15 protein-coding genes and 1 tRNA gene are annotated in these 15,083 nt (G+C 72.5%); 7 read left to right on the top strand and 9 right to left on the bottom strand.

Annotation, left to right across the window (positions count from 1 at the left end):
• Positions 1-24 precede the first annotated feature (24 nt).
• The 3 genes from BUE29_RS06915 to BUE29_RS06925 are packed head-to-tail and all read right to left on the bottom strand — an operon-like array spanning position 25 to position 2,083.
• The gene (locus BUE29_RS06915) at positions 25-825 is read right to left on the bottom strand and encodes an MBL fold metallo-hydrolase (protein ID WP_073387989.1); all 801 of its coding nucleotides are present in this window, start codon (positions 823-825) and stop codon (positions 25-27) included.
• On the bottom strand, positions 822-1,598 hold the full coding sequence (locus BUE29_RS06920) for an NUDIX hydrolase (RefSeq protein ID WP_073387991.1): 777 nt from the start codon (positions 1,596-1,598) through the stop codon (positions 822-824). Before BUE29_RS06920 ends, BUE29_RS06915 begins: the two co-directional genes overlap by 4 nt.
• Positions 1,595-2,083: a RidA family protein gene (locus tag BUE29_RS06925; protein ID WP_073387993.1), complete on the bottom strand. Its 489-nt coding sequence runs from the start codon at positions 2,081-2,083 to the stop codon at positions 1,595-1,597. Before BUE29_RS06925 ends, BUE29_RS06920 begins: the two co-directional genes overlap by 4 nt.
• Positions 2,084-2,165: 82 nt before the next feature.
• Between BUE29_RS06925 and BUE29_RS06930 the strand changes: the two genes are divergently transcribed.
• From BUE29_RS06930 to BUE29_RS06940, 3 genes are read left to right on the top strand one after another with little or no spacing between them, the layout of a single operon-like run.
• Positions 2,166-3,248, top strand: coding sequence for an ATPase BagA (locus BUE29_RS06930; RefSeq protein ID WP_073387995.1), 1,083 nt, complete (start codon positions 2,166-2,168; stop codon positions 3,246-3,248).
• Complete coding sequence (locus BUE29_RS06935) at positions 3,245-4,393, top strand: ArsA family ATPase (protein WP_073387997.1); 1,149 nt, start codon at positions 3,245-3,247, stop codon at positions 4,391-4,393. The genes BUE29_RS06930 and BUE29_RS06935 overlap by 4 nt, the downstream gene beginning before the upstream one ends.
• 45 nt (positions 4,394-4,438) lie before the next feature.
• Positions 4,439-6,889: a penicillin-binding protein gene (locus tag BUE29_RS06940; protein WP_073387999.1), complete on the top strand. Its 2,451-nt coding sequence runs from the start codon at positions 4,439-4,441 to the stop codon at positions 6,887-6,889.
• 15 nt (positions 6,890-6,904) lie between these two features.
• Here BUE29_RS06940 and BUE29_RS06945 read toward each other — a convergent pair whose 3' ends face one another.
• Positions 6,905-7,363, bottom strand: a complete 459-nt coding sequence (locus BUE29_RS06945) for a GatB/YqeY domain-containing protein (protein ID WP_073388001.1) — start codon at positions 7,361-7,363, stop codon at positions 6,905-6,907.
• A gap of 51 nt (positions 7,364-7,414) precedes the next feature.
• Between BUE29_RS06945 and BUE29_RS06950 the strand changes: the two genes are divergently transcribed.
• The 3 genes from BUE29_RS06950 to BUE29_RS06960 all read left to right on the top strand — a co-directional run bounded on the left by BUE29_RS06950 (position 7,415) and on the right by BUE29_RS06960 (position 8,983).
• Positions 7,415-8,329, top strand: coding sequence for a metallophosphoesterase (locus tag BUE29_RS06950; RefSeq protein WP_073389461.1), 915 nt, complete (start codon positions 7,415-7,417; stop codon positions 8,327-8,329).
• 53 nt (positions 8,330-8,382) lie between these two features.
• A tRNA-Pro gene (locus tag BUE29_RS06955) sits at positions 8,383-8,456 on the top strand.
• A gap of 32 nt (positions 8,457-8,488) precedes the next feature.
• Entirely contained in the window at positions 8,489-8,983 is a 495-nt protein-coding gene (locus BUE29_RS06960) for a DUF3592 domain-containing protein (protein WP_073388003.1), read from the top strand.
• Between the two features lie 10 nt (positions 8,984-8,993).
• On the opposite strand, the gene BUE29_RS06965 is transcribed toward BUE29_RS06960, so the two are convergent.
• On the bottom strand, positions 8,994-10,523 hold the full coding sequence (locus BUE29_RS06965) for a glucoamylase family protein (RefSeq protein ID WP_073388005.1): 1,530 nt from the start codon (positions 10,521-10,523) through the stop codon (positions 8,994-8,996).
• 91 nt (positions 10,524-10,614) lie between these two features.
• Here BUE29_RS06965 and def point away from each other — a divergent pair, with 91 nt between their 5' ends.
• On the top strand, positions 10,615-11,145 hold the full coding sequence (gene def, locus BUE29_RS06970; RefSeq protein ID WP_073388007.1) for a peptide deformylase: 531 nt from the start codon (positions 10,615-10,617) through the stop codon (positions 11,143-11,145).
• Positions 11,146-11,160: 15 nt separating this feature from the next.
• Here the strand turns inward: def and BUE29_RS06975 are convergent, their stop codons facing one another.
• From BUE29_RS06975 to BUE29_RS06990, 4 genes are all read right to left on the bottom strand, one after another.
• Positions 11,161-12,189, bottom strand: a complete 1,029-nt coding sequence (locus BUE29_RS06975; protein ID WP_073388009.1) for an aspartate-semialdehyde dehydrogenase — start codon at positions 12,187-12,189, stop codon at positions 11,161-11,163.
• A complete protein-coding gene (locus BUE29_RS06980) occupies positions 12,186-13,454 on the bottom strand; it encodes an aspartate kinase (RefSeq protein WP_073389464.1) in 1,269 nt (422 codons plus the stop codon). The genes BUE29_RS06975 and BUE29_RS06980 overlap by 4 nt, the downstream gene beginning before the upstream one ends.
• Before the next feature lie 72 nt (positions 13,455-13,526).
• Complete coding sequence (gene gabT / locus BUE29_RS06985; RefSeq protein ID WP_073388011.1) at positions 13,527-14,855, bottom strand: 4-aminobutyrate--2-oxoglutarate transaminase; 1,329 nt, start codon at positions 14,853-14,855, stop codon at positions 13,527-13,529.
• Positions 14,852-15,079: a biotin/lipoyl-binding carrier protein gene (locus tag BUE29_RS06990; protein WP_073388013.1), complete on the bottom strand. Its 228-nt coding sequence runs from the start codon at positions 15,077-15,079 to the stop codon at positions 14,852-14,854. Before BUE29_RS06990 ends, gabT begins: the two co-directional genes overlap by 4 nt.
• Between the last annotated feature and the right edge of the window lie 4 nt (positions 15,080-15,083).

Below are 15,083 nucleotides of genomic sequence, written 5' to 3' on the forward strand. Positions count from 1 at the left end.
CCTCCGCGCCTTCCTCGGCGAGCGTCAGCTGCTGGCGGAGCCGCGCAGGTAGGCCAGCTGCGCCCCGACCGACAGCTGCGCCGCGTCCCACAGCTCCCGGTCGACGTCGGCGTACACGACCTCGACGACCTGCCGCGCGGTCGCGTCGTCGCCGATCCCAACCAGCGCGGCGCGGATCTGGTCCAGCCGCTGCGCCCGGTGGGCGAGGTAGGCCGCGGCGACGTCGGCCACCGCGGGCAGCTCGGGCCCGTGCCCCGGCAACACCGGCATGCTCCCGAGCGCGCGCAGCCGCTCCAGCGAGGCGAGGTAGGCGGCGAGGTCGCCGTCGGGGTGCGCGACCACCGTCGTCCCACGGCCCAGGACGGTGTCGCCGGTGAGCACCGCGGTGGCGCCGGAGCCGTCGGTGACGACGAACGACGCCGAGTCCGACGTGTGCCCCGGCGTCAGCAGCACCTCGATCGTCAGCCCCGCGGCGGCGATCGTCTCGCCGTCGGCCAGCGCGGGCCCGCCGCGGCACTGCGCGGGATCGGCGCCGCGGACGGTGACGCCGGTGCGCTCGTGCAGGGCGGCCGCCAGTTCCGTGTGGTCGTGGTGACGGTGGGTGAGGAGCACCAGCGACGGGGACGGCGCGGCCGCCAGCAGCCGGTCGAGATGCCCGTCGTCGAGGGCCTGACCGGGATCGACCACCACCGGCGCCGCGGCCGTGCCCAGCAGCCAGGTGTTGGTGCCGTCGAGCGTCATGATCCCGGGATTGCGCTGCAGCAGCACCCGGGCGGCGGGCAGCACCGGCCGCACCGCCTCGTAGGCCGGGTGGGTGGCCGTCACGAGGCGCGCCCCGGCCGGACGGCCAGCAGCCGGCCGTCGGGCAGCTCGGCGGCCACCGAGCCGTCCGGGGCCGTCCGCAGCGTGGGCCGGATCGGCTCGAGCGGGTTCTGCTCGGCGGTCGAGAACACCGCCGCGACGTCGGCGCAGCCCGCGATCGCGGCCAGCGTCAGCAGCGTCGGGGGCAGCAGCTTGCGTTCGCCTCGCTGTGCCTGCTCGATCGCGACACCCACCGGCAGCCACTCGGCCGTGCTCGACTCGGTGGTGACGTCCTCGGCCTCGGCGCCCTCGGGCAGCAGGCCGACGAAGAAGCGGGTGTCGTAGCGGCGTACCTCGCCCTTGGGGGTGACCCAGCGCGACCAGGGTCGCAGCGCCGCGACGTCCACCGCCAGGCCGTGCTCGTGCAGCAGGTCACCGAACGCCACCCGGCCGGCCTCGACGTCGGCCCGCGCGTCGGGCAGCGCGGCGGCCGGCACCGTGACCAGGACGCCGGTCTCCTCGAACGTCTCGCGTGCCGCGGCGCCGAGCAGCCCTCGCATCGTGTGCTCGTCGGCGCCGAAGCGGGCGGCCATGGCCGCGACGTCGCCCCCGGTCATCGGCAACGCGGCGTCCGCGTCGTCGACGCGGCCGCCGGGGAACACGCTCATGCCCGCGGCGAAGGCCATCCCGGCGACCCGGGTCAGCAGCCACGCCTCCACCCCGTCGGCACCGTCGCGCAGCAGCGCCACGGTGGCGGCGTCGCGGACCGGGACGTCGTCGTCGGCCGGTTCGGTCACGGCGCGATCTCGACGATCAGCTCGATCTCGACCGGCGCGTCGAGCGGCAGCGCGGCGACCCCCACGGCCGAGCGGGCGTGCGCCGCGGCCGGCCCGAACACCGAGCCGAGCAGGTCGCTCGCACCGTTGACGACGGCGGGCTGGCCGGTGAAGTCGGGCGCCGACGCGACGTAGCCCACGACCTTGACGATGCCGACGACCCGGTCCAGACCCACCGCGTCGTGGACGGCGGCCAGGCCGTTCAACGCCGCCACGGCGGCCAGGCCCTGCGCCTCGTCCGGGCCGACCTGCGCGCCGACCTTGCCGGCCGAGGGCAGTTGGCCGTCCACGAACGGCAGCTGACCCGCCGTGAACACGAGCGTTCCCGACCGTCGCGCGGGCACGTAGGAGGCGAGGGGCGCGACCACGGGGGGCAGCGTCAGCCCCAGCTCGGCCAGCCGTGCCAACGGGTTCGGGACGGCGGGGTCCGCTGATTCAGACGTCATCCGCCGACCGTAGCCCGCACCCGGCGGGGCCGTCACCGCTCCGGCCGTCCGGGTCCCCGGGGCCATCTCCTAGGCTGGCCCGATGGTCGCCACGCGGGTCACCGCCGACGGGCCGGGCCGCGCGGCGCACCCGGTGGCACTCGTCGACGCCATCGCGGCGCGGGCTCCCAAGGCCCGGTTGCACGTCGTCACCGGCAAGGGCGGCACCGGCAAGACGACCGCCGCCGCGGCACTCGCCCTGGCCCTCGCCTCGCTGGGCAAGAAGGTCCTGCTCGTCGAGGTCGAGTCCCGGCAGGCGATCGCCCAGCTCTTCGACATTCCGCCGATGACCTACGGCGAGCAGCGCTTGACGAGCGCCGCGAACGGCGGCGAGCTCTTCGGCCTGGCCATCGACCCCGAGCAGGCGATGCTCGAGTACCTCGAGCTGTTCTACGGCCTCAAACGGGCCGGCAAGGGCCTGCAGCGCCTCGGCGCCGTGGACTTCGTGACGACGCTGGCGCCCGGTCTGCGCGACGTCCTGCTCACCGGCAAGGTCAAGGAGTCCGTCGTCCGGGTCGGCCCGGACGACAGGCCGGTGTACGACGCCGTCGTCCTCGACGCCCCGCCCACCGGGCGCATCAGCCGCTTCCTCGACGCCACCCAGGAGGTCGCGAAGCTCGCGAAGTTCGGGCCCATCCGCAGCCAGAGCGACGGCGTGATCACCCTGCTGCACGGCCCCCGCACCGCCGTGCACATCGTGACGCTGCTCGAGGAGATGCCGGTCCAGGAGACGATGGACGCCGCCGCCGAGCTCCAGACGCTCGGTTTCCGGCTGGGCGCCGTCGTCGTCAACCGGGCCCGCCCGGCGCTGCTCGACGCGGCCGCCCTCGGTCCGGACGGCGAGATCGACGCCAAGGAGCTCGCGGCGAGCCTGCGCAAGGCCGGTGTGCCGGTGGCGCACGCGCCGGCGCTCGCGCACGAGATGACCGAGTACGCGCAGCGGCAGCGGGTGCAGGACGAGAACCTGCTCCGCCTCGACGGCCTGGAGCTGCCCCGCATCGAGCTGCCCGACCTGAACCCGCCGGTCGCCCTGGGCGAGCTGAAGGATCTCGCGGCCCGCTTCCTCGTCACCGGCGTCCCGGGGGACGACGCCGAGGACCCGTCCGCCACCGGGACGAGCGCGTGACCGCCCCGTTCGACGCGCTCGCGCTCGTCCGCGACCCGGCGACGCGGGTGGTCGTCACCTGCGGCAGCGGCGGCGTCGGCAAGACCACGACGGCGGCCGCGCTCGGCCTCGCCGGCGCCGCCGCGGGACGGCGCACGGTCGTGCTGACGATCGACCCCGCTCGGCGCCTCGCGCAGTCGCTGGGACTGACCGAGCTCGACAACACCCCACGCGAGGTCACCGGGGTGTTCGAGGGCGACGCCGCCCCCGCCGGTGGCGCGCTGTTCGCGATGATGCTGGACATGAAGCGGACGTTCGACGACGTCGTGCTCGAGAACTCCACCCCCGAGCGGGCCGAGCAGATCTTCGCGAACCCGTTCTACCAGTCGCTGTCGTCCTCCTTCGCCGGGACGCAGGAGTACATGGCGATGGAGAAGCTCGGCCAGCTCGTCGCGACCGGCGAGTGGGACCTCGTCGTCGTCGACACGCCGCCGTCGCGCTCGGCGCTGGACTTCCTGGACGCCCCCAATCGGCTCGGCCGCTTCCTCGACGGCCGGATGATCAAGCTGCTCTCCGCGCCGGCCAAGGCGGGTGGCAAGGCCTACCTCAAGGTCGTGACCGTCGGCGTCGGCATGGTCGCGCGGGTGTTCACCAAGGTCATCGGCGGCGACCTGCTCAACGACCTGTCGACGTTCGTCACCGCGCTCGAGTCGATGTTCGGCGGCTTCCGCGAGCGGGCCGACCAGACCTACCAGCGACTGAAGGCGCCCGGCACCGCGTTCGTCGTGGTGGCCGCGCCCGAGCCCGATGCCCTGCGCGAGGCGTCCTACTTCGTCGACCGGCTGCGCAGCGAGGCCATGCCGTTGGCCGGCGTGGTCGTCAACCGCACCCGCCGCTCGTCGCCGGTGAAGGGTCGGGACCCGCTCACCGCCGCCCAGGCGCAGGTCGCCGCCGACGCCGCCGGCAACCGCACCGGGGCCGACCTCGCGGTCACCGCCCTGCGCGTGCACGTCGAGGTCGCGACCGCGGCCGAGCACGACGTTCGGATGACCCGCCGCTTCGCCTCGGCGCACCCCGACGTGCCGCTGGTGGGCGTGTCGTCGCTGCCCACCGACGTCCACGACCTCGAGGGCCTGCGCGAGATCGGTCGCCTGCTCGGCTCCTGAGACGCCGCCCGCGGCTCACGGTCGCGCCCCGTACCCTGTGCAGTCGTGGCAGCCACCTCCTCCGGCCAGGACACCTGGAAGACGCTCGGCAAGCTCGTCGGCGCCCTCGTGGCGGCGGGGGTCCTGCTCGCCGGGCTCGCGTTCCCCTACGTCGGCGGGCTCGGCCTCGTCGCCGGCAAGGAGGCCGACAAGTTCCAGCGCACCACCTGCGACCTGCCCGACAGCAAGCCCCCGCAGCGCAGCACGCTGTACGCGAAGGACGGCAAGACCGTGCTCGCCACCATCTTCAAGCAGAACCGCGTGGAGATCAGCCTCAAGGACGTCCCGCAGGCGTTGCAGGACGCGCTGATCGCCACCGAGGACCGGCGGTTCTACAGCCACCACGGCGTCGACATGCGCGGCCTGATCCGCTCCGCGGTGAACACGACCAGCGGCGACACGCAGGGCGGGTCGACGCTGACGATGCAGTACGTCAAGCAGGCCCGCTACTACGAGGCCGGCGACGACCTCAAGAAGCAGCGGGCCGCCATCGAGCAGAACCTCAACCGCAAGATCGAGGACGCGAAGTGCGCGATCTACATCGAGGACACCCTCAAGCAGTCCAAGAAGACGATCCTGCAGAACTACCTGAACATCGCGTTCTTCGGCCAGAACTCCTACGGCATCCAGACCGCGGCGCGCACCTACTTCAACAAGCCCGCCTCGAAGCTGGAGCCGCAGGAGTCCGCGCTGCTCGTCGGGCTGCTGCGCGCGCCGACGGACTACGACCCGTTCACCAGCCGCGTGGCGGCCAAGGAGCGGCGCGACGAGGTTCTGCAGAACATGGTCGCGGTGCACAAGTTCAGCCAGGCCCAGGCCAACGAGTACAAGGCGATGCCCATCCAGCTCGCCAGTGACGGGCCGCCGCCCGTGCGCCAGGGCTGCGCCGGCGCCGACACCGAGGTCGCGAACGTCGGCTTCTTCTGCGAGTACGTCCGCAGCTGGCTCGAGAACGTGACGGGCCTGTCCAAGACCAAGCTCGAGACCGGCGGGTTCAAGATCGTCACCACGCTCGACCCCGACATCCAGAACTCCACGCAGGCCAACATCGCCAAGAGCGTGCCGGCGAAGTCGCCGATGACGGCGGTGCTGCCGGTCATCGAGCCGCGCACCGGCAACATCCTCGCGATGGCCGCCAGCAAGGAGTTCGGCACCGGCAAGAACGAGACCGAGCAGCCGCTGTTCACGACGAGCGTGGCGCAGCCGGCGTCGACCTACAAGCTGTTCCCGCTGCTCACCGCGCTCGAGGTGGGCGTCCCGGCCGACCAGGAGCTCGACTCCACCGACGGCTCGGCCGACAGCACCTACAAGGTCACGAACTGCATCACGCCGGCGAAGGCCGAGAACGACCGGGACGGCTCGGGCTTCAACCGCAACGAGTCGCTGCGCTCGGCCGCCGCCAAGTCGTCCAACACGTACTTCGTCGCGCTGGCGGACAAGTTCTTCGGCTGCGACCTGACCGAGATGGTCGACGTCGCCCAGCGGCTGGGCGTGACCAGCCTGTCGGCGCGGGTGAGCAAGACCGAGACCGTCGGGCAGTACATCGAGAACAAGCAGCAGGCGCTGCGCTACGTCCTGGGTTCGGTCGAGACCAGTCCGCTGCAGATCGCCGGCGCGTACGCCGCGGTCGCCAACGAGGGCAAGTTCAACCCGCCCGCCCCCGTGTCGATGGTCTACAACAGCGACGGCAACGTCGTCGACACCAAGCGCCCCGCGGCCACGCAGGCCGTCCCGGCGCAGGCGGCCGTGCGGGCGGTGAACGTCCTGCAGGGCGACACCGAGGACGGTGGCACGTCGGCGTCGCAGTTCGCCGACTGGTACGACGACGGCGGCAGCAAGATCGCCGGCAAGACCGGGACCGCGGTGGCGAGCAAGAAGACCAAGAACGCGTCGGTCTGGTTCGCGGGCATGACGCCCCGGCTCGCGGCGACTGCGGCGATCATCAACTACGACAACCCGACGAAGGCGAACTCCGGGCTGCCGGGCGTCGAGACCGGCGCCGCCTACGGCAAGTACGCCGCCGGGGTCTGGCTCAAGGCGTTGCGGCCCACGCTGGGCAAGAAGGACTGGAGCTGGTCCGACGCCGACTCCGTGAGCGGCGAGGACGTGCCCGACGTGACCGGCAAGAGCGTCTCGGCGGCCCGCGACGAGCTCTCCGACGCCGGGTACAAGCTCAAGGTCTTCGGCAGCGACCAGCAAGCCAGGTGCCCGAGCTCGGTACAGACCGACGACATCGCGTACTTCGGCCCGCAGCGGGCCCCTGCCGGGTCGACCATCCTCGTGTGCCAGAGCAACGGCGCCGGCACGGGCGCCTACGTGGCACCGGCCCCCACCCCCACCCGCCGCAGCGGCAGCAACAACCGCAATCGCAACCGCGACAACGACAGCAGCAGTCGTCGCGGCAACGGCCGCAGCGGCAGTGGGAACAGCGGCGGGCGCGGGGGCGGCAACCGCTGACGCGCGCCGCGCGCGTCAGGCCTGCGCGAGCTGGCGGCGCACCTCGTCGCTGACCCGGCGGCCGTCGGCGCGGCCCGCGACGCGTGGCTGCACCAGCTTCATCACCGCGCCCAGCTGCTGGGGGCCGGACGCGCCGCTCTCGGCCACCGCGGCGCGGACGAGCTCGGACAGCTCGTCGTCGCCGAGCTGGACGGGCAGGTAACGCTCGAGCACCGCGCCCTCGGCACGCTCGCGCTCGGCCAGCTCGACGCGGCCGGCGGTGTCGAAGGCCTCGGCGGCCTCGCGACGCTTCTTGCCCTCGCGGGCGAGGACCTTCTGCACCTCGTCGTCGGACAGCTCGCGCGCGGCCTTGCCGGCGACCTCCTCGGTCGTGACCGCCGCGAGCGTCATCCGCAGCGTGGCGGTCGTCAACTCGTCACGTGCCTTCATGGCGGCGTTGAGGTCGTCGTGCAGGCGGGTCTTGAGCGATGGCATGGCGACGACGCTACCGGCGTGGGCCAACGCGACATCCGTACGCTGACGCCCATGGGGACGTGGGCACGCACCGCCGCCACCGCCGTCACGCTCGGCGCGGGTACCGCGGCGTACGGGGCGGTGGTCGAGCGCAACGCCTTCACGGTGCGTCGTTTCGACGTGCCGGTGCTCGCGCCCGGTGCGTCCCCGATCCGGATCCTGCACGTGTCGGACCTGCACATCACCCCGCGGCAGCACCGCAAGCAGGAGTGGATCCGCGGCCTCGCCGCGCTGCAGCCCGACCTCGTGGTCAACACCGGCGACACGCTGTCCGCGGTCGACGGCATCCCCGCCGTGCTCGACGCGCTCGAGCCGCTTCGCGCGTTCCCGGGCGTGTTCGTGCCGGGCAACAACGACTACTGGGAGCCCCGGCCGAAGAGCCCCACCCGCTACTTCGGCCGGCCACAGGGCCCGGCGCCCGCCGGCACCCCGCTGCCGTGGCCCGAGCTCGCCCGCGCCCTCACCCGCGCCGGCTGGCTCGACCTCACCCACGAGCGCACCGTGCTGAGCGTCGGTGGCGCCGATGTCGCCCTGACGGGCGTGGACGACCCGCACCTGCGCAAGGTCCGCTACGAGCTGGTCGCCGGCCCGGCCGACGACGACGCCGCGGTCCGCATCGGCGTGACCCACTCCCCCGAGCCGTTCGTGCTGCGCGAGTTCGCCGCCGACGGCTACGACCTCGTCCTGGCCGGTCACACGCACGGCGGCCAGGTGCGCCTCCCGTTCGGCCCCGCGCTGGTCACCAACTGCGGCATCGAGCGCGACCGGGCCCGATGGCTGCACCGCTGGGACGACCGCGAGGACACCGGCGCCGAGCGCCCCATGTGGTTCCACGTGTGCGCCGGTCTCGGCACCAACCCCTTCACCCCGCTGCGGTTCTGCTGCCGTCCCGAGGCCTCGTTGCTGACGCTGGTGCCGCGCGCCTGACCGCCCCGCAACCCGGTGCGCACCGTTGGCTATGCTGGTCGACAGGCTCACACCGGGGTGTGGCGCAGCTTGGTAGCGTGCTTCGTTCGGGACGAAGAGGTCGCAGGTTCAAATCCTGTCACCCCGACTCATTCTCACGATCTGTGAGACCGTGGCGTCGTGTCCGACGACGACATCTTCCGGCTCCTCCCCCTGGCCTTCGTCGTCGTCCCTGCCGTCGCGTTCCTGGGCGCGGCCTGGCGGCTGTGGTCGCAGCTGCAGGCCGACCGCGACAACGCGAGGGTGCCGGCGGACTGGTACCGCGCCGACGGCAGCGTCATCGACGAGCACAGCCGGTGGGAGTACCGCTCCTCGGGCGACGGGCCCGGTCGCTCGGTGCTCATCCGGCAGCCGATCGTGCAGTTCCGCACCTCGATGGGCCGCGAGGTCACGTTCACCTCGAATCTCGCCGGTCGACACACGCCGCGGCCCGGGCAGCCCGTCGCCGTCTACTACCACCCGTCGCAGCCCGACGCGGCGCGGTTGGCACCGGAGTCGGTACCGGCGCTCTACCGCATCATGTCGGTCGGCGGCGCGGCGGTGTCCTTCGTGATCGCCCTCGTCCTGCTCGTCGTCTTCGAGAGCATCGGCATCGGCATGCTGCGCAGCGGCTGAGCCGGCGGCGTCACAGCGACAGCGTCTCGGCCCGCAGGTAGGCACGGGGGAGCCGCGCGACCGGGTCGGCGGCGAAGTGACGCTGCATCGCCCCACGGTTCAGCGCGTTGTCGAGGGCAGCCATGATCATCGACTGGTCGAGCACGAGCCGACGGTGCCCGACCGCCCCGGTGCGCGGGTCGACGGCGTCGTAGAACCCGCCGTCACGGGCGTAGCTGTCGGGGTAGAGCGAGCGCAGTCGCCCGATGTTGGCGACGGCGCGGTGCGGCGCGACGTCGAGCGCGAGGAACGACGCGTGCGGGGTCACCGTCGTCTCGGTCGGGCACGTGGGGCACTGGGCCAGGCGGCTGCCGGCCGGGAACCGTTGCCCGCCGACGCCGTAGGCCGCGTACCCGCCACTGTCGTCCGCGGTGCTCGACGGGGACAGTCCCCAGACCGGGAAGCCGAGCTCGTGGGTCGCGTAGCGGATCTGGACGGCCACGGTGCGCCGGTCGGCGAGGCCGAAGCTGCGCGCTCCCCACGTCGTCTCGGGGACGACCTCGTTCGCCATGAGTGCCTCGAACATGCCGCCGGCGAACGTGGGCAGGAACCGCGTCGAGGTGCCCGGGTAGACGTAGTGCCCCTCCCAGACCCGGAACGGGCGATGCGTCTGCGGATCCCTGACGACGGCGTAGTGCCCCTGCGCGGGCTGTCCCTGCTCGGCGTCGGTGGGGTCGCCGGCACACCGCGCGGGCGGTTGGGTGCGCCACGACCGCCACCACACGTCGCCCGGCAGCTGCCGCAGCCCGAGCCCCAGGTACATCGCGATACGGGGATCGCTGTAGAGCGCGCTGTTGTGGTAGCCGGCCGGCCCCTGCCCGACGTAGTAGCCGCCGTACTGCTGGCCGCCGGTGTTCGCGACGCAGTCGGTCTGCGGGCCGGCGTCGTAGAAGATCGAGAAGTCCATGTCGGCGAGCAGCCGGCTCGCGAGGCGGTGGACGCCGGGCAGCGCCTGCCGTGCGACCACCAGCCCGGAGGCGTACCAGCCGTTGTCGACGGCGGAGAGGAAGAAGCAGTTGTTCTGCGCGGGCCGCGGCTGCGCGGCGCAGTCGACGCCGTCCTGCTTGCTGATCACCTGCCCCGAGCTCGTGTCGTACCACTGGTAGAGGAACCCGTGGCTGCGCTGCAGCCGCGCGACGGTGCGCAGCGTGGCGGACACGCGCTGCTCGGCCTGCCGGCTGCTGATCAGTCGTAGGTCGCGTGCGGCCACCACCGACCAGAGGTAGACGCCGACGTTGGCGGCCGACGTGTACCCGCCACGGGCGTCGCCGGGGCCGAGGTTGTCGAGCGGCAGGTGCGTCGTGGGGTCGACGTCGTCGGCGAAGAAGCGCCAGGTGTCGCGGGCGACGGCCGCCAGCACCGCCCGTTCGTGCCGGGTCAGGTCGTACCGCGCGGAGCCGTGGCCGCCGGGGTGCGGGCGCGGCGGGTGGGCCTGGACAGGGACGGCGACGGCGGTCGTCGCCAGCAGGATCACCGCGAACAGGCCTCGTCGCCACCGCATGGACGATGACGAAACACCGCAGGGCGCCGTCCGTCAACGCCGGCCGACGCGGCATCGTCGGGACGCCCGGACGTCAGTAGGCTCGCCCACCATGACGAGCGAAACGGGACGCGAGATCCGCAAGGTCCGCGTCGTCGGCGACCCGGTGCTGCACGAGCCGGCGCAGGACGTCACCGACTTCGGCGACGAGCTGGCCGAGCTGATCGACGACATGTTCGCCACGCTGGCCGTCGCCGAGGGTGTCGGCCTGGCGGCGCCGCAGGTCGGCGTGGGGCTCCGCGTCTTCGTCTACGACTGCCCGGACGGCTCGGGCGAACGGCGCCGGGGTCACGTCGTCAACCCGACGATCGAGACGTCGGGCGGCACGATCGACGGCGACGAGGGATGCCTCTCGGTGCCGGGGCCGTACCACGAGCTGGAGCGCGCCGAGCAGGCCACCGTGCGCGGCCTCGACAAGACCGGCGCCCCGGTCGAGGTCAGCGGCACCGGCTACTTCGCGCGGTGCCTGCAGCACGAGACCGACCATCTGCGCGGCCTGCTCTACATCGACCACCTGCCGCGCAACCGGCGCCGGCGGGTGCTGCGCGAGATGGAGCCCTACGACTGGAACGCGACCGGCTGAGCGTCCGGTCCCGGCTCAGACGAGCAGTTCGGCGATCTGCACCGTGTTCAGCGCCGCGCCCTTGCGCAGGTTGTCGTTGCTCACGAACAGCACCAGGCCGCGGGCGTCCTCGACACCCGGGTCCTGCCGCAGCCGACCGACGTAGGACGGGTCGCGGCCAGCGGCCTGCAGCGGGGTCGGCACGTCGCTGAGCTCGACGCCGGGGGCGCCGGCGAGGAACTCGCGGGCCTGCGCCACCGGCAGCGGCCGGTCGAACTCGGCGTTGATCGACAGCGAGTGGCCGGTGAAGACGGGCACGCGCACGCAGGTGCCCGACACCAGCAGGTCGGGCAGGTCGAGGATCTTGCGCGACTCGTTGCGCAGCTTCTTCTCCTCGTCGGTCTCGAACTCGCCGTCGTCGACGATCGAGCCCGCGAGCGGGAGGACGTTGTAGGCGATCGGCTGTGCGAACTTGACCGGCTCGGGGAAGGACACGGCGGTGCCGTCGTGGGTGAGGCCGGCGGCGCCGTCGGCGACCTTGCGCACCTGACCGTCGAGCTCGTCGACGCCGGCGAGACCGGCGCCGGAGACCGCCTGGTACGTGCTCACGATCAGCCGGCGCAGGCCGGCCGCGTCGTGCAGTGGCTTGAGCACCGGCATGGCGGCCATCGTCGTGCAGTTCGGGTTGGCGATGATGCCCTTGGGGCGGTGCTGCGCCGCGGCCCCGTTGACCTCGGCGACGACGAGCGGCACGTCGGGGTCCATGCGCCACGCGCTCGAATTGTCGATCACCGTCACGCCGGCGGCGGCGAACTTCGGCGACAGCTCCTTGGAGGTCGAGCCGCCCGCGGAGAAGATCGCGATGTCGAGCCCGGTCGGGTCGGCGGTCGCAGCGTCCTCGATGCGGACGTCGACGCCCTCCCAGGGCAGCGTGCCGCCCGCCGAACGCGCGGAGGCGAAGTAGCGGATCTCGGACACCGGGAACGAGCGCTCGGCCAGCAGCCGGCGCACCACGGCGCCGACCTGTCCGGTCGCGCCGACGACGCCGACCCTCACGCCGGTCATCGCCCGGTACCGCCGTAGACCACGGCCTGCTCGTCGTCCGAGCCGAGTTGGAAGGCGTCGTGGACGGCCCGGACCGCGGCGTCGAGGTCGGTGTCGCGGCAGACCACCGAGATCCGGATCTCCGACGTCGAGATCATCTCCATGTTGATGCCGGCGTCGGCGAGGGCGCTGAAGAAGCGGGCCGAGACGCCGGGGTGCGAGCGCATGCCGGCCCCGATGAGCGAGACCTTGCCGACGTGGTCGTCGTAGAGCAGGTCGGTGTAGCCGATGCGTTCCTGCACCCGCTTGAGCGCGGCCAGTGCGGTCGGGCCGTCCGTGGCCGGCAGCGTGAACGAGACGTCGGTACGCCCCGTGCCGCCGGTCGAGATGTTCTGCACGATCATGTCGATGTTGATCTCGGCGTCGGCGATCTCCTTGAAGATCGCGGCCGCCTGGCCGGGCTTGTCGGGCACGTTCACGACGGTCACCTTGACCTCGCTGCGGTCGTGCGCCACCCCGCTGATGATCGCCTGCTCCACGGACAACTCCTCGATCGAACCTTGGACGGTGGTGCCGGGCTTGGCCGAGTACGACGAGCGCACGTGCATGGCCAGACCGTGCCGGCGCGCGTACTCGACGCTTCGCAGGTGCAGGATCTTCGCGCCGCAGGCGGCGAGCTCGAGCATCTCCTCGAAGGTCACGGACTCGAGCCGCTTGGCGTTCGGGACGATGCGCGGGTCGGCGGTGTAGACGCCGTCGACGTCGGTGTAGATCTCGCAGACGTCGGCCTTGAGCGCGGCGGCGATGGCCACCGCGGTGGTGTCGGACCCGCCCCGGCCGAGCGTCGTGATGTTCATCGTCTCTTTCGAGAAGCCCTGGAAGCCCGCGACGATCGCGATGTTTCCCTCGGCGATCGAGTTCTCGAGCCGCCCGGGCGTGACGTCGACGATGCGCGCCTTGCCGTGCACGGACGTCGTGAGCACCCCGGCCTGCGAGCCGGTGAACGACTCGGCCTTGTAGCCCAGCGAGTTGATCGCCATCGCCAGCAGCGCCATCGAGATGCGCTCGCCGGCGGTGAGCAGCATGTCGAACTCGCGCCCGCCGGGGACGGGGACGATCTGCTCGGCGAGGTCGATCAGCTCGTCGGTGGTGTCACCCATCGCCGAGACGACCACGGCGACGTCGTGGCCCTCACGCTTCGTCGCGACGATGCGCTCGGCGACCCGCTTGATCCGCTCGGCATCGGCGACGGACGAGCCGCCGTACTTCTGCACGACGAGACTCACGCGCATTCCCTTCGAGGTCGAACCGAAGGTCCAGGATACCGGGACGCGTCGACCGCACTTGCCGCCGAGTGGTCAGGCGTTCGCGGCGAAGGCCGCGTCGAGGACGTCGAGGGCCTCGCCGAGCAGGTCGTCGCCGATGACGAGCGGGGGCAGGAAGCGCAGCACGTTGCCGAAGGTGCCGGCGGTGAGCACGATGACGCCCTCGCGATGGCACGCCGCGGCGATGGCGGCCGTCCGCGCCGGGTCGGGCTCGCGGGTACCGGGCTCGACCAGCTCGACGGCGAGCATGGCGCCACGGCCGCGGACGTCGCCGATGACCGGGTGCCGCTGCGCGAGCGCCGCCAGTCGGGGACGCATGACCGACTCGATGTGCCGGGCGGCGCCGCACAGATCGTCGATCCGCATGGTCTCGATGGCGGCGAGGGCGGCGGCACAGGCGATGGGGTTGCCACCGTAGGTGCCGCCGAGGCCGCCGGTGTGGACGGCGTCCATCAGCTCGGCGCGCCCCGTCACCGCGGCCAGCGGCAGCCCGCCGGCGATGCCCTTGGCCGTGGTGATCAGGTCGGGCACGATGCCCTCGGCCTCGCAGGCGAACCAGTCGCCGGTGCGGCAGAAGCCCGTCTGGATCTCGTCGGCGATGACCAGGATGCCGTGCCCGGCGCACCACTCGGCGACGCGGGCGAGGAAGCCCGGCGCGGGGACGACGAAACCGCCCTCGCCCTGGATTGGCTCGACGATCACCGCCGCCGCGTTCTCCTCGCCCACCTGCGTGTGCACCAGCTCGGTGAACGCGGCGAACGCCTCGTCGGCGCAGTGCTCGGCCCCGCCGGGCCAGCGGAACGGGTAGGCCATCGGCACGCGGTACACCTCGCCGGCGAACGGCCCGAAGTGGTGCTTGTACGGCATGTTCTTGGCCGTCAGCGCCATCGTCAGGTTCGTGCGCCCGTGGTAGGCGTGGTCGAACGCCACGATGGCCTGCCGACCGGTCGCGGCGCGCGCGATCTTCACCGCGTTCTCGACCGCCTCGGCGCCGGAGTTGAACAGCGCCGAGCGCTTCTCGTGGTCGCCGGGCGTGAGCTCGTTCAGCGCCTCGGCGACGGCGACGTACTCCTCGTACGGCGTGATCATCACGCAGGTGTGGGTGAAGTCGGCGACCTGGCGCTGCACGGCCTCGACGACCCGCGGGTTGGCGTTGCCCACGGACGTCACCGCGATGCCGGAGCCGAGGTCGATCAGGTGGTTGCCGTCGACGTCGACGACCACCCCGCCGCCGGCCCGCTCGACGTACACCGGCAGCGTCGTGCCGACCGCGGCGGACACCGCGGCGGTCTTGCGCGCGTGGAGCTCTCGCGACCGCGGCCCGGGCACCTCGGTGACCAGGGCGCGCTTCTGTTCGATCATGACGTGGCCTCGTCGATCACGGCGATGACATCGCCTTCCTGGATGGTGTCGCCCGCGGTCACGGCGACGGTACGCACGACGCCCACGACCTCGGCGAGCACCGGGATCTCCATCTTCATCGACTCGAGCAGCACGACCATCGTGTCCGGCTGCACGGGCTCGCCGGCATGGACGTGCACCGAGTGCACGGTCGCGACCATCTCGGCGCCCAGGGTGTGACTCATGTCG

It is taken from the genome of Jatrophihabitans endophyticus (genome assembly GCF_900129455.1).
GTDB lineage: Bacteria > Actinomycetota > Actinomycetes > Mycobacteriales > Jatrophihabitantaceae > Jatrophihabitans > Jatrophihabitans endophyticus.